The sequence below is a fragment of the Proteus appendicitidis genome (assembly GCF_030271835.1).
In the GTDB taxonomy this organism is placed as follows: Bacteria; Pseudomonadota; Gammaproteobacteria; order Enterobacterales; family Enterobacteriaceae; genus Proteus; species Proteus appendicitidis.
In genome coordinates this window covers 3,191,950-3,213,167 of sequence record NZ_CP127389.1, presented here as the reverse complement: position 1 = coordinate 3,213,167, position 21,218 = coordinate 3,191,950, and the positions used below count along the sequence as shown (strand labels likewise).

The following is a 21,218-nucleotide window of genomic DNA, read 5'->3' as shown; positions in this document are numbered from 1 at the left end:
TAATTAAAACGTTATAAAAATGGCGCTGTGGAATAAACATAGCGCCATTTTTCATATTTATCATTATGACTTATTTTATCATCTCTTTTAAACGATAAAGCTGTTCTAAGGCTTGTCGAGGTGTGAGTGCATCAGGATCGATTTTATCCAACGCTAATTCAATCTCTGAAGGCTCTGCTTCTGTTAATAACATCAGTTGTGATGTTTCAACGTGACCAGAGCCAGAGTTGCCTGACAGCATTTCAAGCTCTTTTAATTTCTGCTTAGCTCGACGGATCACCTCTTTGGGTACGCCCGCTAATGCAGCAACAGCTAAACCATAGCTTTTACTTGCTGCACCTTCTTGCACACTGTGCATAAAAGCAATTGTGTCACCATGTTCAACGGCATCTAAGTGAATATTTGCAGTACCTTCTAATTTTTCAGGTAGTGTGGTTAATTCAAAATAGTGGGTTGCAAAGAGTGTCATTGCTTTAATACGATTAGCTAAATTTTCAGCACACGCCCAAGCCAGAGATAGCCCATCATAGGTGGATGTACCTCGACCAATCTCATCCATTAAGACCAAGCTATTTTCAGTCGCATTATGCAAAATATTTGCGGTTTCGGTCATTTCAACCATAAAGGTAGAACGACCAGAAGCAAGATCATCAGAAGCACCGACACGGGTAAAAATACGATCGACCGGGCCAATTAAGGCTTTTTCAGCAGGTACAAAGCTACCAATATAAGCAAGTAAAGTAATTAATGCGGCTTGGCGCATATAAGTACTTTTCCCTCCCATATTAGGACCTGTAATGATCAATAAGCGGCGTTGAGGTGCTAATTGTAATGGGTTTGAAATAAAAGGTTCGCTAAGGACTTGTTCAACAACAGGGTGACGTCCCCCAGTGATTTGAATACCCGTTTTCTCACTCAATTCTGGGCGGGTATAATTTAATGATTCAGCACGCTCGGCAAGATTAGAGAGAACGTCTGTTTCAGCTAAAGCCTCAGCACTAATTTGTAATGCGGTAAGATGAGGTAATAGCTTTTCAAAAATTTCTTCATAAAGCATTTTTTCGATAGCTAATGCCTTACCTTTAGACGTTAATACCTTGTCTTCATACTCTTTTAATTCAGGAATGATGTAACGTTCAGCATTTTTTAATGTTTGACGGCGAACATAGTGCATGGGTACTAAATTGCTTTGCCCACGACTGACTTGAATGTAATAGCCGTGTACACCATTAAAGCCAACTTTAAGTGTATCAATACCCCATTTTTCACGTTCACGAATTTCAAGTTTATCAAGGTAATCACTTGCGCCATCGGCTAATGCTCGCCATTCGTCTAATTCCGCATTATAACCAGAGGCAATAACACCACCGTCACGTACTAATACAGGTGGTGTTTCAACAATGGCATGTTCAAGTAATTCACATAATTCATCAAACTGGCTAATACGCTTTTGTAATTCTTTAATGTAAGGCATATCGGCTTGTTCGAGCACTTGATGAATATCGTGATATTGCTGGAATGCATGACGCATACGAGAAAGATCACGAGGGCGCGCTGATCGTAACGCTAAACGGGCCAAAACACGTTCTAAGTCACCCACTTGGCGTAAAAAAGGTTGCAGTTCAAAATAGAGAGGTTGTAATGCAGTTATTGCATCTTGGCGTTTGATGAGTTGTTCACGTTGGCGCAAAGGCGAGTGTATCCAACGTTTTAACATACGACTGCCCATTGGTGTTACACAAAGGTCGAGTACCGATGCCAGTGTGTTATCAGTACCTCCGGCAAGATTTTGAGTTAATTCAAGATTGCGACGAGTTGCCGCATCTAAAATAATTGAATCTTGAGGGCGTTCCATCGTGATATTACGGATATGAGGCAATGCGGTGCGCTGTGTATCTTTCACATATTGTAATAAGCACCCAGCAGCGCAGAGTGCTAAATGCGCATTTTCAACACCAAAGCCTGTTAGATCACGAGTACCAAATTGCAGATTCAGTTGTTGTCTTGCTGTTTCTGGCTCAAATTCCCAAATAGGGCGACGGCGTAGACCTTGCTGACGCTCAATAAGCGCCATTGACTCAAAGGTTTCAGGATAGAGCAATTCGGCTGGGTGAGTGCGTTGTAATTCGGCAATCATGCTTTCACTATCTGGCATTTCAGTAACACGGAAACGCCCTGATGTGATATCTAACGTTGCATAGCCAAAAGCACCATTTTTATCTTGCCAAATTGCAGCTAAAAGGTTGTCTTGACGCTCTTCAAGTAAGGCTTCATCAGTCACAGTACCGGGGGTTACAATACGAATAACTTTGCGTTCAACAGGACCTTTACTTGTTGCAGGATCACCTATTTGTTCACAAATAGCGACAGACTCACCTAATTGCACTAATTTAGCGAGATAGTTCTCAACGGCATGATGAGGAACGCCTGCCATAGGAATAGGTTGCCCCGCAGACTGACCTCGTTTTGTTAATGAAATATCTAATAAGCGAGAGGCTTTTTTAGCATCATCAAAAAACAGTTCATAAAAGTCACCCATACGATAAAACAGTAAGATTTCAGGATGCTCTGCTTTAAGCTTAAGATACTGTTGCATCATTGGTGTGTGGGAGTCTAAGTGTTGGATGTCAGTCATGTTGTCGTCTGTCTTAACGTATTGAATTTTGAGTTATTTGTGAAAATCTGTTGTTGCACCGCATTCGTTCTATTTCACAAGCTTTGCACGATCATATCACAAGGTTTCAGTCTGTTGTTTTAATGATACAAATATCTTTTTAGACCGAAAGCAAAACAATTTTAATCCCTATAGTATCGTTGATTAGCCCTCAATGACAATCTGCACTTTTTCTGAAAACTCTTTAATTATCTTATAGTCAGCACTAAATAAGGTAACACTTATGCACTAAAAGCAGCCAGAAAAACCCTTATCAACGAAAGCCATTAAGGCGATGAAACCCAACAATAAAGATAGATCTGATACAGGTGAAAACATAGGTTCACGTGTATTTGTGGCGCAACAGGCATTAAGACATTTTTCTACCGTTAGAGAAGCCCAGTTACCGAAGGGAACACTTGTTTGGTCAGATATTTCACAATTAAATGATGTCGTACAAGCGTGATTTGATTCAACAACAATTAATTCTAGTTCGTTGTGGTATTTTTTATTTTCTACTATGGCTGTAAAACGAGTTATGAATGGGTTCAATGTGAAAGTATTCAGTAATCTGTATTGCCATATAAAGCAACGATGATAAAATACTCAATCGCCAGTTTGAAGTGAGACTACCATGAAAAAAAATGAATTAATTCAAGCAACAAAACCAACTCGTACTCAACTTATTCGTTCGGTAGCAACCTCTACGGCGATTGAAACAGGGCAGGAGTCTCGTCGTCTTGAAGAAGAGATGAAAGCGAAGCGTGAGAAGTTTGGGCATTTGAAACTTGCGATTTAGTTTTCTTTTAAGGCTTTATTAACCCAATATTTCATGGGTTCATAGTTAAGGTTTAACCCTGCGTGGATTGCTGCAATGTATTGTTCGGGGTGTAGAGTCCAACTTTCATAGTCTAACGGCGGGAAACCAGCTTGTACTGCCATCACATCTGCGAGTAAGCGCGATAAGCGCCCATTACCTTCTCTAAACGGATGTATCAGAATTAATTCCACATGTACTGTTGCAATAGCTTCTATGACTTGTTCTCGGCTCATATTGGTGCAGGGTGTGTACTTCACTAGATACTCTTTCTCGAATCCAGCCAGTAATGTTGCAACACGACCCGCAGGGGCAAACATAAATCCACCCTTGCTAATATTGACTGTGCGTAATTCACCAGCCCAATCGTAAACATTCCCTAGCCATTGGCGGTGCCAACGCTGGATAAGTGATACGGTAATTTGCTCTGTGGGGAATTGTTCTTCAAAAATGATTTGATACAGTTTTTCTAACAGGACAAGCTCAGCATCATTGATATCATCAACGTTTGAAAGCCCTAGCTTATTAGCCAGTACCTCATCATCAGAGCCGTCAGCAAATTTCCCTTCGCTGTTAGATACATGGTATTTATTCATTTTATACTCGTCATACTTCTAAGATTGCAGCCTTTTTGTGAAAATATAGTTGACTGCGTTCATTCGTACTAGTCATATACTTATATATTCTCCTAGACTTTTTTCAAGAAATAGATTCACTTGTTACTTAGCTGTACTCGATATTTAAGTGCGTAACATAAAGAAACCATTTCTTTTACGGTATAACTCGCATAAAAATAGCCAGCTCGTGTTTTTCAGTTTTTAAGGCGTGTGAAAAAATCAAGAGTATGTAAGAGTAATAAGGTATCTTATGGATAATTAGACAAAAACAAGCCAGTCATATTTTTATCAATAATAAATATTATGAATTGCTGGATTTTCTTGAAATAAACATAAAGAGCTACAAAATGAGCAGCAAATATTCACCACCTTATACAATTACACCTTCAATTCTTAACTCTGTGGCAGAAATTAGTGAGTTATTAGGGTATTGGTCAGCAACGGGAAAATTAGCCTCACCACAATTACGTAAAGAAAACCGTATTCGTACTATTCAAGCCTCTTTAGCGATAGAGCAAAATAGCTTATCCACTAAGGCAAGTCACTGCAATTATGGATGGAAAACAAGTCTTAGGACCCGTTAAAGAAATCCAAGAAGTCCGTAATGCCATTCTAGCCTATGAGAAAATCCCTGATTGGGAGAGTAATAATGCAGAACATTTCCTTGATGCTCATGCTTTATTAATGCAAGGGCTTATCGATTATCCAGGAGTTTGGCGTAATGGTGATGCCGGTATTTATCGTGATAGTCAATTAATTCATATGGCTCCACCTTCAAGCCAAATAGTAAGGTTGATAGCATCTTTATTTGATTGGCTAAAATCCACTGATATTCATCCGTTAATTAAAAGCAGTGTGTTTCACTATGAATTAGAATTTATTCATCCATTTTCTGATGGAAATGGTCGTATGGGGCGATTATGGCAATCTGTTATTTTAAGTAAATGGCGTGCTGAGTTAGCTTGGTTGCCTGTTGAAACACTTATCCAGCAACATCAAGATGATTATTATCGAGTATTGGGTGAAGCTGACAAATTAAGTGATAGTACCTGTTTTATTGATTTTATATTAAAGCTTATTGCCCAAGCGTTAAAAGAAGGAATTGAAAATAGCTAATATAGAGTATCTATATTAGCTTTAAAAAATATTTATAAATATATAAAATTATATTTAAGTAAATACACCTATCAATTAACTTTTAATACTCTTATAAAGAGTGTTATTGCAATGCTTAAAATTAATTTAATAAACAATAGTCATTAATTATTAAACTCATTATAGTTTATATTGAGTTGATTACTTAATAATATAATGAGGGATTATGAAAAAGAGCATATTGGCATCGATAATAAGTCTTTTATTAATATCAGCAGTAGGTTGTGATAATTCAAATGAAAGTTCGAATACAGGAACACCTTCGCAAGATAAAAATAAAACAGAGCAAACAACACAATCTAAGCCTGATCCAAAAAATACTCAATCTGATGAAGCTACATTTAGTCAAAAAATTGAAAAAGGTAATTTGTGGTTAGCAACTTTTAATGAAGATTTTGGCACTATTATACAGAAAAAAACGGGCAGAATTTCAGGCACAATTAACGTTAATCTTTTAGATAATACCAAAAATATCCTAGAAAATTTAAGTTCTGACAAAGGTAAAACAATTGATATCACACCTTTTAAAGTGCTTGAGACTGAAACTGATCAAATAAAGAGAATGAAAGCCAGTAGTTCTATTATGTCAGTAAGAAGCGCTTTCTCTATGCATTTAAGTGAATCTGGTGCAGAACGTGCCCAAGAGTCTTTTGAATTTATGAAAACATTTTCTCCTACGCTCCCAGAATTAGACGCTGTGGGTAATGCTTATGGTGAAAGTTATGTTGATTTATATCAGAAACTGCTGAAGTTGGGCGATTATCTAGTTGTAAAAGAAACTTACCGTTTAGATGATTTTGCACAAGCCAATACTTTGTATGAAGATGTGAAAAATGCTTATGCCAAACTAATCGATGAGAAAGAAAAAGCCGCTGAAGCATATGAAAATTATTATCAAGCAATGCATATTGAAGAGCTTGAATTAGTGAAAAAAGAAGGCTTGGTTGTTCGCTATCAAATTATGCAATCGTTGGATACAGTAACCAATACGCTTGATTCAATAAATCTCGATAAAATTGATGTGTCTGCACTCTCTGCTGCAATTATCAAAATTGAAGCACAGTCAATTGAACTAGAAAAAGTATTTAGTGATGAAGCATTGCTGAATAAAGAAAATATGAAAGGTACTGATTATTCGGTTAAAGAGTATTTAAAATTATATCAACAGCTTGTTATTGAGTTAAAAGTATTAGAGAAAAAACTCAATGAGAATAAAGATATATCAGGTAGCATTAATACGATTTCAAATAAATATAAATATTTGATAGAGAATTATAACTCTCTAATAGCGAAATAATATTTAGGCTATAAAAATGTAAATCGCACTTTAATAGTGCGATTCTTCTCGCAAAAATTATCTTTTTTACTGTGTTTAATTAAACATTAAATGATTATTAGAAAAAGATGATCCAAACTAATACTCAGAAGAATCTTGAAATAGAGTGGAGTGCTAGGAAAAAAACATTAAGAATGTAATCTATCTTTATATAATAAAATAATAAGTTAATGGTAAGTATTCATTATTACTTTAAAACTCTACTTTATTCTTTATTATAGTTGCGCTATTTATTTTGTTCTTTGGCTTAATTTTACTGATAAGAAAATGTGTTTCTATCAGTGTAATATAGGACTATCTATATGGACGTACTACGTTTTTTACTTTCCCTCCCTTTTAAACTGATCCGTTTATTTGGGTGGATCATTGTTTTTTGTATACGTCTTTTAGAGAAGATACTTAGCCCATTTATAGGGAAAATACAATGGAGTACGCCTGTTTGGATAGGCTTTGTTACCCGCCACTTACGAAAGATTGAAAATGGTGTAGTCGGTCACCCTAAAACTACATTAACTGCTATTATTTTTCTGATTATTGCGTCATTTGGCAGTTATTACGGTTATCACAGTTATCTCAATCGACCCGTTCCTATCGATGTAGCTCCCATCGTTGTACAAAATGTTAATGTAAAACTTATTGGTCCAGCACAAATCGATTATGCAAATGATAACCCTCAATCACAGAAAATCATTTTATCTTTTTCTCGGTCTGCAGCACCTATTACGCTTATTGATAAAGAGGTAACTGAAGGTGTGACATTAACACCAGCAATTGAAGGTAATTGGCGGTGGCAAAATGGTTCAACCCTTGTTTTTACAGCTAAAAAGCCTTTTGCTATGGGCAGTGAATATAAAGTTCAGCTTGATGAAACTAAATTGTTAGCACCACAATTTTCATTAAAATCAAATAAGTATGAATTTAAAACAACCTCTTTCGATTACAGTTTAGGAAATAGTGAGTTTTATCAAGACCCTCAAAACCCATCTCAAAAACATGCCATAATCAAGATCTCTTTTAACGCTCCTGTTGATATTCAGAGTTTTGAAAAACACCTTTCAATGAAATATGGTGATAATGAAAAGCTGAAATATGTCATTAATTACGATAATAAAAAACTAACGGCTTGGGTTCACTCAGAGCAATTAGCGCTAAAAGATATTAATAGCAAGGTCTTTCTTAAAATTGAACCGGGCATTGCTACGACAGTAACCGCTAATACAACAGCAAAAGAAAAAACCTATCATGTTGAGATCCCAAGTCTATACAGCCTTAATGTTTCAAATATAGAGAGTGAACTGGTTGAGTCTGAAAATGGAAAAGATGCGCGGGTACTTATCATTTCATTAAGTGATGAATTAAATGAGAAAGAGATAAAAAATGAAGTTTCTGCGTGGTTATTACCTCAACATAATTTGGAATTAAAAAATACTGACATTCGCCAAGATGAAGACGATTATTATGATTGGAACCTGAATGATGTCAGTAAAACTATTCTTGCTCAGTCAGAGAAGTTAACACTTGAGATGAATGATAATGAGCAAGAAAATCAAGCCACTTTTGCTTTTAAATACAATGCGCCAGCTTATCGCCACATATTGGTTAAAATCCCAAGCGGTATAATGTCTGTTGGCGGATACCAATTAAAAGAAGATCGCTACCAAATCGTCAGTGTGCCTGACTATCCGCAAATGCTGAACTTTGTTTCTGAAGGTGCTTTGCTGTCCATGACGGGTGACAAGCAGATCACTGTTTCTGCTCGTAATTTGCCTGGGCTACAACTTGATATAAAACGAGTTATTCCAAGCCAGTTACAACACATCGTTTCCTTTAAAGATAAATATTTTACTTCAACACGATTTGATCGCCTTAATGATGAATATTTCACGGAACACTTTACTTATCAAACAGCACTGAATAATGAAAACAAAGGTGAAATTCAATATAAAGGGATTGATTTAAGTCGCTATTTATCTACTGATCCTAATACTAAGCGTGGAATATTTTTATTAAAACTGACTTCATGGGACCCGGATAAAGCCTCAAGAACAGACGATGAAGACGACGAGTATTATGAAGATGACGAAGATGAAGAAATTTCTGATACACGCTTTGTTGTTGTCACAGATTTAGGGATCATTGCTAAATCATCAATTGATGGTTCTCGAGATGTTTTCGTACAATCTATTTATAACGGTGAGCCTGTTAGTGAAGCTAAAGTCTCAGTGATTGCTAAAAACGGAACAACGTTATTGAGTAAAATGACAAGTACTGATGGTCATGTCGTTTTCCCTAACCTTAAAGATTTTAGAAATGAGCAGACAGCGGTTCTCTTTTTAGTTGAAAAAGATGGCGATATTTCATTTTTACCTACAAATGCTTATTACGATAGGCAACTTAGCCTATCTCGTTTTGATATCTTCGGTGATGATACCCCAAGAGATCCTCGTACTCTCGATAGCTTCTTATTTTCTGATAGGGGCGTTTATCGACCGGGTGAAACTTTCAATATCGGTCTAATTACACGTACTTTTGACTGGAAAACAGCTCTTGAAGGAATACCTTTACGCATTGAAATTCGAGATCCTCGTAATACATTGATGTTAAATCAATCTATGGTATTAAACGAGTTTGGTTTTAACGAATTAAGTTATACCACATCAGAAAACTCGCCTACTGGAGATTGGAATATCTATCTCTATTTAGTAGGTAAAAATAATGAAGATGCCAGTTTATTAGGCAGTACAACAATTGTGGTTAAAGAGTTTGAGCCAGACTTGCTTAAAGTTGCACTTAATCTGACGCCAGATAGACAACAAGGATGGGTGAAACCTTCTGAATTAAAAGCTTCGATTGATGTACAAAATTTATTTGGCACTCCAGCACAAGATAGACGTGTTGTTTCCAAATTAACCTTAAGACCAATTTATCCTAATTTTTCACGTTATTCTGATTATCGATTTTATGAAAACCGTCGTAATCACGACAGTTTTGAAACTGATTTAGAAGAAACAACAACGAATGCAGAAGGGCTGGCTGAAATTGATTTGGGGTTAACATCTTATGATGACGCTACTTATCAATTACAACTTATTTCTGAAGCGTTTGATGCTGGGAGTGGTCGTTCTGTGACGGCTGCTGCGCGTGTTATGGTATCTCCTCATGATTATCTGGTTGGCGTAAAAGCAGATGGAACGCTTGACTATATTAATCAAAATGCACAGCGCAACCTCAATTTTATTGCGATTGATCCGACATTAAAGCAAATTGCTCAAGAGGCATTAACGTTGGAGCGCTATGAGCAAAAATACCTCTCTGTTTTAACTCGACAAGATTCGGGTGTTTATAAATATCAATCTAAACTCAAAGAAGTGTTTATTGATGATGTCCCACTTTCTATTGATGAAAAGGGAAGCTCTTTTACATTAGAAACACAAACACCGGGTAACTTTGTATTATTAATCAAAAATAAAGAAGGTAGTGTACTTAATCGCATTAATTATACCGTTGCGGGTAATGCGAATGTGACTCGCTCACTTGATCGCGAAGCAGAGTTGCAACTTACTTTGAATAAAGACACATATAAAGCTGGTGAAGAGATCGAAATCGCTATTAATGCCCCTTATATTGGTAGTGGCATTATTACGATAGAAAAAGATAAGGTTTATTATTGGCAATGGTTTACATCTTCAACCACAAATTCGGTACAAAAAATCCGTGTTCCTGCGCAATTGGAAGGTAATGGCTACATCAATGTTCAATTTGTTAGAGATATAAACTCTGACGAAATATTTATGAGTCCACTTAGTTATGGTGTTGTACCGTTTAAAGTCAGCCGTGAAAATTTCCAAGCTCCAATCGAATTAGAGTCACCAGATGTTATCAAACCGGGCGATACTTTACCGATTACGGTAAAAACAGATACTGCACAACAAGTTGCCGTTTTTGCTGTTGACGAAGGTATCTTGCAAGTTGCTCGATATAAATTAAAAGATCCATTGGATTATTTCTTCCGTAAGCGTTCATTAGAAGTTGAAACCACACAAATACTGGATCTTATTCTGCCTGAATTTAGCAAAATGATGTCACTGGCTTCAGCACCAGGTGGTGATGCGGGGGAAGGCGTTGATCTCTATCTGAATCCATTTAAGCGTAAGAAAGAAGAGCCTGTCGCTTATTGGTCTGGTATTACGAAAGTAGATGGAGAAGCTGTCTTTAACTACAAAGTACCAGAGTATTTTAATGGCAAAATAAGAATAATGGCGGTATCTGTTACCCCAAATCGTATAGGGAACACGCAACGTTATACGACTGTGCGTGATGATTTTGTATTAAGCCCTCATATTCCTACGACTGTAGCACCTAATGATGAATTTGATGTCACTTTAGGTATTGCAAATAACCTGACTGATCTTAATGGTGTGGCAACAAAACTCGATGTGACGATAACACCAGAGCCTCAATTAGAGGTTATAGGACAGAGCAGTTATCAACTGGAATTAGGTGAGAAAAAAGAAACGGTAGTTTCCTTTAGGCTAAAAGCGAAATCACAATTAGGTAATGGTGCTATTACATTCTCAGTGAGCGCTGAAGGCAAAGTGACTCAAAGAACGGTAGATCTTTCTATTCGCCCAGCTTCAGCTTATCGCACCCAATCAAGTTTAGGTCGTATGGATGGTAAAGAGCAGAGTGTTACGGATATTCGTCAAATGTATGATGAGTATGCGCAAAGGGATGCGCGTGTTTCTTACTCGCCTTTAGTACTAAGCAGTGCATTGGCGCAATACCTTGCTAATTATCCTTATAATTGTTCAGAGCAAATAACAAGTCAGGCAATACCGTTGTTATTCCATCAACGTAACCCTGAAATGAAGGCGATATATTCACAAGATAAAATTCGTACTCAACTTGAACAGACAATGGCGACATTACTGACTCGCCAAAATGGTCAAGGTGCTATCGGAACATGGCGTTCAACACCATCGACTGATCCATTTGTGACTTTATATGTCGTTCAATTCTTACTTGAGGCACAGGAAGCGAATTACCCTGTATCTGAAACACTTTTGCGATCATCCAACGAATATTTAACTAAGCTTGCCGTCAATACAGGGTTAAATAATCAAGATGAACTTAGAATGCGTGCTTTTGCTGTTTATTTATTAACACGCCAAGGTAAAGTGACTACGGGTGAAATTGCGGCGATCCAAACACGAATGCAAAAAAATTATCCAAAAACATGGCAGAGTGACTTAGGTGCTTTATATCTGGCCGCTTCTTACAAAATGCTAAAAATGGATAAACAAGCGGATGAGTTATTAAAACCTACATGGCAAGAGCTAAGCAAAGCTTATAGCAAAGCGTGGTGGTCACATAACTATTTAGATCCTCTGATCCAAGATAGTACAAGACTGTATTTGATTGTGACGCACTTCCCAGAAAAAGCGAAGGATATTCCGCCACAACTACTGGAAAATATGGTAAGGAGCTTTAAGGAAGAGCGCTATACCACGCAATCATCTGCAATGAGTATCTTGGCGTTAGAGCATTACACTCAACAGATCCAAAATATGGCAACACCGACACAACCATTAACAGTGAGTGTAAAAAGTGGTGAAAATCCACCCGTTGTTATTTCATCTATGACAAATGCTACGGCGATAGGTCAGTTTAAAGCGGGCATTAAAGAGATTTTATTTAATAATCCAACGAATAATGCGGCTTGGTATGTTGTGACACAATCTGGTTTTGATAGCGAACAACCTAAAGAAGCTCTTTCACGAGGATTAGAAATTTCTCGTGATTATGTGAATGAAAAAGGTGAGGTTGTTAATAGTGCAACCTTAGGTGAAAAGCTTTATGTACATATAAAAATCAGAGCGAATGCAAAACAAGGTGTGAATAATGTAGTGCTGGTGGACTTACTTCCCGGTGGCTTTGAAGTCGTACAACAATCAATAGAGGATGAGGCTAATCCTGATGTTGAATGGTTATCCCCAACAGGGGCTAAAGGAACGCGCTGGTCACCAGAATACAGCGATATTCGAGAAGATCGTGTCATTATTTATGGCACTGCAACTCAACAAGTACAAGAGTTCGTTTATCAAATTAAAGCGACTAATTCGGGAATATTCTCTATACCGCCAGCATTTGCAGAAGCCATGTATGACAGGGAAATACAAGCATTAGCGATCGGTAAAGGTGCTATGACTGTCAATAAACCGATGCAAAATAATGGCAATATAAAATGAAATTAGTTTGTGTTTCAGGCGCTTGTTTCTGGTTATTTTAGAATGGCGAGAAGCAAGCGAGTTTTACAAAATATATTGATGGGGGGCTTTTTAGTCGCCCTCTTTTGTATAGGATTTCGCCTGTTTCCACATCCAGCACTATCAGAAGGTTTTTTATCTTCAACAGCCTATTATGATAGCAATGGAAATTTATTACGTTTAACACTGGCTAACGATGAACGTTATCGGCTATGGACTGATTTAGACGATATTTCGCCCTTAATGATAGATAGTGCTATGCGATATGAAGATCGCTGGTTTTATTATCATGTTGGATTTAATCCTTACAGCTTAATTCGGGGGTTTTTTGTCAGTTATGTTTATGGTGAGCGATTGCAAGGTGGCTCCACAATTACAATGCAACTGGCTCGTATGCACTGGCAATTAAATACACGTACTGTCGGGGGAAAATTTGTTCAGGTATTACGGGCTATTCAATTAGAACTCAGTTATTCAAAACATGATATTTTAGAAGCTTATTTCAACTACGCCCCTTATGGGCGAAATATAGAAAGCATTGGTGCTGCAAGCCTGATTTACTTTAATAAAAATCCTAAAGAATTAACATTACCTGAAGCGTTAACACTTGCCGTATTACCTCAATCACCAAGTTATCGAATCGAACCAAATAGTGATGGTATTAGCTTTTCTTTAATGAAAACGCGTAACCAGCTTTACGATTATTGGTTGGAAGAACATCCTAACGATGCCGATTTATCTGCACTATTTCAATTACCACTGCGACTACGCCAGCCTGAAAAAATGCCCTATATAGCACCTCATTTCATCGAGCAAATTGAAAAACAGGAAAAGTTTAATCCAAGAAAGTCCACCACTATAGTCACAACGATTGATCTCCCATTACAAAAATTAGTTGAAAAACAAGTTGATGCATTTATTGAACGAAATAAACACCTTGGTGTTAAAAATGCTTCGGTGATCCTTGTTGATACACGAGATATGGGCGTTAAAGCGCTAGTTGGTTCGGCTGATTATTATAATGTTGATATTCATGGGCAGGTTAATGGTACTAATGCGAAGCGTTCACCGGGATCAACATTAAAGCCTTTTATCTATGCATTAGGGCTAGAACAAGGCATTTTACATCCTCGAACAATGTTAAAAGATGTACCTTCTACTTTTGGTAACTATGCACCAGAAAACTTTGATTTACGCTTTTTAGGGCCGATTTCTGCCACTCAAGCGTTAAATTACAGCCGAAATATCCCTGCCGTGTCGATAGCCTCTCAACTGAAAAGTCCAACGCTTTACCAGTTTCTACAAATGTCAGGTATCAGCAATATGGCGAGTGAAAGGCATTACGGTCTATCACTAGTGTTAGGGGGCGGTGAAATTACAGTACAAGAATTAGCAAAACTCTATGCAATATTAGCCAATCGAGGTCAACTGAAACCGTTAAGAATGCAAAGTACGGATGCTATTGCTAGACCTATTCAGTTATTAAGTGAGGAAGCGAGTTTTATTACACTGGATATGCTAAGCCAACATCGAAGACCTGATGATACATTGGCACAAAAATCGATGACATTACCCATTTATTGGAAAACTGGAACATCGTGGGGATTTCGAGATGCATGGAGTAGTGGGATCTTTGGACCTTATGTTTTAGTTGTTTGGATAGGTAATTTTGATGGAAAAGGGAATAGTGCATTAATCGGAGCTGAAGCAGCCGCACCTCTATTTTTTAACATCATAGATAATATGGTTGCAGATTATCCGAATTTAAAAGAGCCTAGATTTAAGCTTCCTGAAAATATTAAACAAGTCGATATTTGTTTGGCGAGTGGTAATTTACCTACGCCATGGTGTCAACGTAAAGGTAAAACATGGTTTATTCCCGGTAAATCACCCATTAAAGTTGATACAATTTATCGACCTCTAGCAATTGATAAAGTGACGGGAGACGTTGTTTGTCCGCCCTATAATGAAGATCAGGTTAAGATTGAAATTTTTGAATATTGGCCTTCTGATTTAGCTAAAGTATTTGCTCAAGCTGGGCTGCCAAAGCGAACACCGCCTTCTACTGCTCATTGTAAAAATGGAGATATGGCAATTACAGGAATGCCGCCTCGTATATTATCACCATTACGCAATACCACTTATACGTTAAGACGTACTTCATCACCAAACACATCAATTGTATTTAATGCAACAACAGATAATGATAGCAATATTATTTATTGGTTTGTTGATGATGCTTATTTAGGAAATAGTACAAATCAACGTTCAATAGAGTGGTATCCGAAAGAGAGTGGTCGCTACCGTATTCGTGCAGTAGACGATAAAGGAAGAGCGGATACACGAAATATTCGTGTTGATATTATTGGTGTGATTAATAAACAAGAAATCGAGGCACATTAATATTGGCGTTAAAGTTTGTAGGTTTTACTTAATGATTATCTTAACGCCAAAATATTAATTTCTATCGTTATCTTATTCTGACTATTAACTCACTATATTGTTGCGAGATAATTATTAGGTAAAATATTGAAAAATTTATTTTATCTTGTGAGCAAGGAAGAAATAATCAACATGAAAACTAGAATTCTAAAATTAGCCTTATTAGGCGCATTAGCATTACCTTTAGTGGGATGTAGTGATGCAACACCTAACTGTAATAGCTCTGAAGCCAAAAATTTAGTGATTGATATTACAAAAGATGAATTACGTGATCAAAAAATGGCGGCCGTGATTGATCAAATTAAGATCAAAGTAGAAAGCGTGCGTACTCGTGAACATGATGAGAAAAGAGATACTTACTCATGCGCAGCTGAACTCTCTTTTGAAGGTAAAGGCGGTAAAAATTCAATTCCGATCACTTATACCATTGAAAGCACAGATGATGGCAAAGAATTTTACGTTAATGTTTTCGGTTTATAATTGATTTAGAGAAAAACCAATAATAAAAAGTAGATATATAAGTAACAAGCCTATATATCTACTTGTAATAAATTACGCTAGATCATCGAGAAATTCAGGTGATGGAACAAAGAATAATGTGCCCGTTACAGGGGTACTGAATTTAAGTAATTTATCTGTATGGCCTTCAGGTGTGCCTGCAAACATATTTTCTAACATACGGTTAGTTGTTGAAAAATAACGTGCATAACCAATAAAGTAAGTACCATATTCATTTTTAGATGGATTGGAAAAAGGCATATTGGCTCTGACAATTTTTAAATCTTCGCCATTCTCATCTTGAATATTGGTGACAACATTATGTGAACCGGGTTCTTTTTCTTCATCGGTTAACTCCACATCATTGAATTTGTGTCTACCAATAACTTTCTCTTGTTCGATAAGAGGCTGTTTTTCCCATGCATCCATATCGTGAATATATTTTTGTACAAAGGCGTAACTACCTCCTGTAAATTCAGGATCTTCATCGCCAATAACGGCATAAGAAGCACGCTCATCTTCATATTCTGGGTTTTCAGTTCCATCGACAAAACCAATAATAGAACGCCCATCAAAATATCTAAACCCATGAACTTCATCAACAGGCGTAACAATATTCTTTAGCTTTTGGCTGATGATAGAGGCTAATTCGTAACATGCTGAAACTTTGATAGCTCGAATATGGAAAAAAATATCGCCCGGAGTAGAAACCGCAGTGTAAGTGTCACCTTTAATTTCTTTAAAGGTATTTAGCTCTTTGGGTTTTGGTTGATTAGGAAATAACGCAGTCCATGCATTTGCACCGAATCCCATAACACAACTTGTTTCCAATTCAGGAAAGCGTGTTCTCATACTACGTATCAAACCCGAAAAATTATTACAAAAATCGATCAAAGTATCGCGGTTTTCAGGTGAGTGGATGAGGTTAAAAACTAAAAAATAAGCATTCTCACAGGGTGATTTCGTAACATCTTGGTATTTCATAGTGATCCCTAAATGACGAATAATAGATGAATAATAATTAAGCTATATTTACAAAATATTGTTTTTTAGTTTTACACCAAAACCCTCTCTATTACAAAGAGAGGGTTTGATCTTTATTCGGATTTTTATAAATAAACTGTATTGTAAAAGCTATGGTTTCCTTTTTTATGACGCTAACACACTGAATTAATATTTTCATGGCTTTGATAAACTAAAGAGAGATGTGGATGTTGCCATAAACTTGCAGGCGTGACAGTGGTTCTTTCCCACGGTATTTGCCCAATAAACCATAATTTCCAAAACTGTAATTTGGCATTAGGATTTTTGCTTAATAATTCTTGGAATGTTTCTATTTCACCAATACGAATAGAGAGTGCTGATTTATAAATATCAAAAACAAACTTAGAGCAGAACTGACGGGAAGAGTCGTATTTAAAACCCGTGTGGTAAAGCTTATTTAATCTTTCAGGAACTTGAGCAACAAGTGCATTTTTTTGCTCATCAGAGAGTTGTGTTGATAGGCGGCGTATTGCATAACGTTTACCCGCAGAGCGGTTAATAAAGCGGGTTAATGTGGTTGTGGTTGAAAGTGGAACTCGACTTTCGGCAACTAAATAATCTTCGCCATTATGACCAATAATAATGCCAACATGATTACTCCAGCATAAAGAAGCGGAAGAAATTTGACGAAATAAAGAGGTACCAATACACGTAAATACGATATCACCAACTTCTAATTTTTGTGGATAATCAATTTTTATCATCATTATATGACCTATTAAATAGAAACATAATCACCATTATTTGACCATAATAAATAGATAAGGTTTCTATTTGATAACTCAATGATCTTAATGTAAAAAGAATACTCCAATTTAAGGTGTTCTTAATTTTAAGAGGAAAGTTGTTATTTATTCAGAATAAGAAGATAAATTTAGAATAATAAATTAATATTTTAATTGAGTAATAATAATATATCTAAGTGAATTAACTTAGTTGTTCATCTGGAATATCATATTTTATGACAACACGATTTTCATACAATAATTCTGATTTAATTAATTCAGGAAAAGCACCCACATTGTTTTTAGTGTAAATATCTCGCCAAATTTCATTACAACGATACACATGATCTCCTTTTTTGATAAAAGAAGAAGATTTCTCATAAATATGATAACGATATTCTCTTGCTTCACTACAAAGGAGTTCGCCTTCTAACTGATGTTCAGCGACATGTAATCTAATTTGGTAATCATAAGGTGTTGGATTATATAAGACTAAATCTACATAATTATAAAAAATAGCGGCTCCTGAGCCAAAAGGAAGTACTCTCCCTTCATCAGGAAAGGGATCAAAACTATGATTAGCTTTCTCGACCACTTTTAATTCAGAATGTAGTGCTAACCAATGTATTAAATTACTGGCCTGACAAATTCCACCGCCTACACCTTTTCTTGCTTCACCATAGGAGAGCTGCATGCCATCAATAAAACCTCTTTTATAGCTAGGTTTACCGATTAAATAGCAAAAAGAGAAATACTCTCCCGATTTAATCACGATACCATCTAATGCTTTTTCAACTAACTTGAGATTCGTTATTTTATTGTATTGTAATTGGATATCACTTTCGCCACGGCGACTAATTAATTTAGAAGTGTGTTTTAGATAACGGTATGAAAGTCGTTGTTCTGGTTGAACGTTTCGGCTGTATGTTCGACTTGAAAATCGCCAACTAAGAGAGCGAAATAAACGACGTTGTGCCACTCTCAAAGTATAAAGAATAGGGTGATAAGATGAGAGTGTTCTACGCATAAAATCCTTTTAAACAATAGCCAATAGAAAGAGATAAACATGAGTATGATAACGATTGAATAAGAATATTGATACGCCGATATCCTTAAAATAATAGAGCTAAGAATTTAACTAATAAATTTATTTATTGATATCTTTCGTTAAAATTTGAGCTTGAGATTGTAAAACAGATAAAAAATTCTTAGTGGCTGGAGAGATATACTTTTCTTTATGATGAAAGTAACGAATACCTCGGCTAAATTGGATATCATCAAATGCAACTTCACATAAAAGACCTGATTTTAATTCTTGCATAATAGACAAACGGGATAAAATTGAGATCCCTAAACCGTGAATAACACCCTGTTTTATTCCTTCTAAACTATTTATTTCCATCACATTTTTGAGTTCTTTATTATTTTCTTGGATCCTATCTAATAAAAAATCACGGGTAGCAGAGTGCTCGGGTTTGATCAGAAAAACTTCTGAGGCAATATCAGAAAATCTGCAATGTTTCTTTTTTGCCAGCCAATGTTCAGGTGAACAAATAAGCACTAAGGGATCGATAAGAAAGGTATCAAGATGATATTCCGTCGGATCTAAATAGATATGATCTGACATGATCAAAAACTCTAATTCTTGGGTATCAAGTTTATGGATAAGTTGTGTGGAGCTTGAAATATCCATGCTTAATTTCACATCGGGATACAGCGCTCTAAACTGCGCCATAATTTGAGGTAATAGGTAAACGCCAACAAAATGGCTAGCACCAAACTTAATTTCACCTTTAGAGGGATCATCAAATTGTCGCATATGCTCAGAAGAGGATTTTACTAAATTAATAATTTGGGTTGCGTACTGCTGATAAACCTTACCCTGAGGTGTTAAATAAAGCCGATTATTGATCCTTTCAAACAATACCGTTTGCAATTCTTCTTCTAGTTTCTTAATCCTAATACTCACACTGGGTTGAGTACAGAATAGGCGTTCTGCGGTTTCAGTAACATTAAAACCGTTGGCAAGTAGTAAAAAAGCATCAAGTTGGCTTAAATTCATCTCAACACCATAAATTATTTTTATAGTTATAATATATTAATACAATTATCTTTATACCTCAATATTTCTATACTGAACTTCCTACCCTACATATTAAGAGGAATCGGTTATGGAAAAGACTGCGAAGCGAGATGATATCGCTAAACCAGCGCCATCATCACCAAAACAAAACGGTAAGAAGATAACCTTAAAAACAATAGGAATACCTTTAGCTTTATTGGTATTACTCGTTTTATTTTTTATGCCAACACCAGATGGATTAAGTATTGAAGGGCAAAAAGCCATTGCTATTTTTTGTGCGGCGTTAATTTTATGGGTGTGTGGATCTTTACCCATTTATTTAACCTCAATGCTCGTTATTGTTTTACTTCCAATAACGGGAACTGTCGCAAAAGAGAAAGTGGTTTTCGGTACATTAGGTTATGACGTTATTTGGCTGATGGTTTCAGCATTTGTTTTAACGTCCGCCATGATCAAATCGAATATTGCCAGACGCTTTGCTCTATGGATGATCACCAAATTTGGGCAAACACCCAAAAAAGCGTTATTTGTCCTGATATTAATTAACTTCAGCTTAGTTTTCTTTGTTCCTTCAACGACTGCTCGTGCGACATTAATGGTGCCTATTTGTATGATCTTATTAGAGATACATAAGGCCATTCCTGGAAAAAGTAATTACGGGAAACTAATGATGTTGCAAGGCGTGCAAGCTGATGCTTTGGCAACATCCGGTGTAATGACGGGAACTGCAGCTAATATTATTGCCGTTGGATTTATCAATTCACAAGCCGGTGGTTCTATTGGTTATATGGATTGGTTAATTGCCTCTTTCCCATTAGCTATTGTTGGTATGACTATCTCCTTTTTTATTGGATTAAAATTATTCTCTTTTAAAGGGGAAGTGGATTTTGAAGGTTCGCTAGAGAAATTAAAAAAAGAACGTTCTCAACTTGGTGCATTAACTAAGAATGAGAAAAAAGCCATGTATATTTTTTTAATGGCAGTGTTCTTATGGGCAACCGAAAGTTATCACCAAGATATGTTTGGTTTCAAAATTAGCGTTTATATGACCGCTGTTATTGCTGCCATTCTTTGCCTGATGCCTCGTATTGGCTTATTAACGTGGAATGAAGCCAATATCAAATGGGATCTTATGATATTTGCAGCGGGCGCTTATGCGGCAGGTAATACTTTAGAATCCACACAAGGTGCGCAATGGTTAATTGGTAAAATGGTTTATGGGCTCGGACTCGAAAATATGAGTACGACGATGGTTTATATTGTGGTTGTTTTTATCTGTATGTATAGCCATTTAATTTTTACGAGTAAAACCGTGAAAACGACCATACTCATTCCAGCCATTATTGCACTTGCCAAAACATTAGGCATGGACCCAGTAACATTAGCATTAGCCGCGTCATTTACACTCACATATACCATTACATTACCGCCACATTCAAAAGTAAATACTATCTATTTTTCAAGTGGTTACTTTAGTGTGTTAGATCAAATGAAATATGGATTAATTACCTGTTTTGTTGGTGCATCGGTAATTTCTATTGCGATATTCACTTGGTTCCAAATTCTTGGATATGGTCTTTAA

12 protein-coding genes and 1 pseudogene are annotated in these 21,218 nt (G+C 36.4%); 7 read left to right on the top strand and 6 right to left on the bottom strand.

Annotated elements, in window-relative coordinates:
* Positions 1-70: 70 nt before the first annotated feature.
* The gene (gene mutS, locus QQS39_RS14825) at positions 71-2,635 is read right to left on the bottom strand and encodes a DNA mismatch repair protein MutS (RefSeq protein WP_285804822.1); all 2,565 of its coding nucleotides are present in this window, start codon (positions 2,633-2,635) and stop codon (positions 71-73) included.
* A gap of 652 nt (positions 2,636-3,287) precedes the next feature.
* Here mutS and QQS39_RS14815 point away from each other — a divergent pair.
* Positions 3,288-3,452, top strand: a complete 165-nt coding sequence (locus QQS39_RS14815; protein WP_166185107.1) for a hypothetical protein — start codon at positions 3,288-3,290, stop codon at positions 3,450-3,452.
* Here the strand turns inward: QQS39_RS14815 and QQS39_RS14810 are convergent.
* Positions 3,449-4,066, bottom strand: a complete 618-nt coding sequence (locus tag QQS39_RS14810; RefSeq protein WP_285804821.1) for a Fic/DOC family protein — start codon at positions 4,064-4,066, stop codon at positions 3,449-3,451. The genes QQS39_RS14815 and QQS39_RS14810 overlap by 4 nt on opposite strands.
* A 368-nt stretch (positions 4,067-4,434) precedes the next feature.
* On the opposite strand from QQS39_RS14810, the pseudogene QQS39_RS14805 reads away from it, so the two are divergent.
* From QQS39_RS14805 to QQS39_RS14785, 5 genes and pseudogenes are all read left to right on the top strand, one after another.
* Positions 4,435-5,200 (top strand): annotated as a pseudogene (locus tag QQS39_RS14805) (Fic family protein); the annotation flags it as partial.
* Between the two features lie 208 nt (positions 5,201-5,408).
* Positions 5,409-6,539: a YiiG family protein gene (locus QQS39_RS14800; RefSeq protein ID WP_285804820.1), complete on the top strand. Its 1,131-nt coding sequence runs from the start codon at positions 5,409-5,411 to the stop codon at positions 6,537-6,539.
* Between the two features lie 341 nt (positions 6,540-6,880).
* Positions 6,881-12,826, top strand: coding sequence for an alpha-2-macroglobulin family protein (locus QQS39_RS14795; RefSeq protein WP_285804819.1), 5,946 nt, complete (start codon positions 6,881-6,883; stop codon positions 12,824-12,826).
* 42 nt (positions 12,827-12,868) lie between these two features.
* Positions 12,869-15,247, top strand: coding sequence for a penicillin-binding protein 1C (pbpC, locus tag QQS39_RS14790; protein WP_285804818.1), 2,379 nt, complete (start codon positions 12,869-12,871; stop codon positions 15,245-15,247).
* Positions 15,248-15,418: 171 nt separating this feature from the next.
* On the top strand, positions 15,419-15,766 hold the full coding sequence (locus QQS39_RS14785; RefSeq protein ID WP_151435931.1) for a hypothetical protein: 348 nt from the start codon (positions 15,419-15,421) through the stop codon (positions 15,764-15,766).
* A gap of 72 nt (positions 15,767-15,838) precedes the next feature.
* Here the strand turns inward: QQS39_RS14785 and QQS39_RS14780 are convergent, their stop codons facing one another.
* The 4 genes from QQS39_RS14780 to QQS39_RS14765 all read right to left on the bottom strand — a co-directional run bounded on the left by QQS39_RS14780 (position 15,839) and on the right by QQS39_RS14765 (position 19,615).
* A complete protein-coding gene (locus tag QQS39_RS14780) occupies positions 15,839-16,768 on the bottom strand; it encodes a Dyp-type peroxidase (RefSeq protein WP_285804817.1) in 930 nt (309 codons plus the stop codon).
* A 173-nt stretch (positions 16,769-16,941) separates the two neighbouring features.
* On the bottom strand, positions 16,942-17,529 hold the full coding sequence (locus tag QQS39_RS14775; RefSeq protein WP_196735988.1) for a YebB family permuted papain-like enzyme: 588 nt from the start codon (positions 17,527-17,529) through the stop codon (positions 16,942-16,944).
* A gap of 226 nt (positions 17,530-17,755) precedes the next feature.
* The gene (locus QQS39_RS14770) at positions 17,756-18,580 is read right to left on the bottom strand and encodes a VanW family protein (RefSeq protein ID WP_285804816.1); all 825 of its coding nucleotides are present in this window, start codon (positions 18,578-18,580) and stop codon (positions 17,756-17,758) included.
* A gap of 120 nt (positions 18,581-18,700) precedes the next feature.
* Positions 18,701-19,615, bottom strand: a complete 915-nt coding sequence (locus QQS39_RS14765) for a LysR family transcriptional regulator (protein WP_285804815.1) — start codon at positions 19,613-19,615, stop codon at positions 18,701-18,703.
* A 109-nt stretch (positions 19,616-19,724) separates the two neighbouring features.
* Between QQS39_RS14765 and QQS39_RS14760 the strand changes: the two genes are divergently transcribed.
* Positions 19,725-21,218, top strand: coding sequence for an SLC13 family permease (locus QQS39_RS14760; protein ID WP_151435928.1), 1,494 nt, complete (start codon positions 19,725-19,727; stop codon positions 21,216-21,218).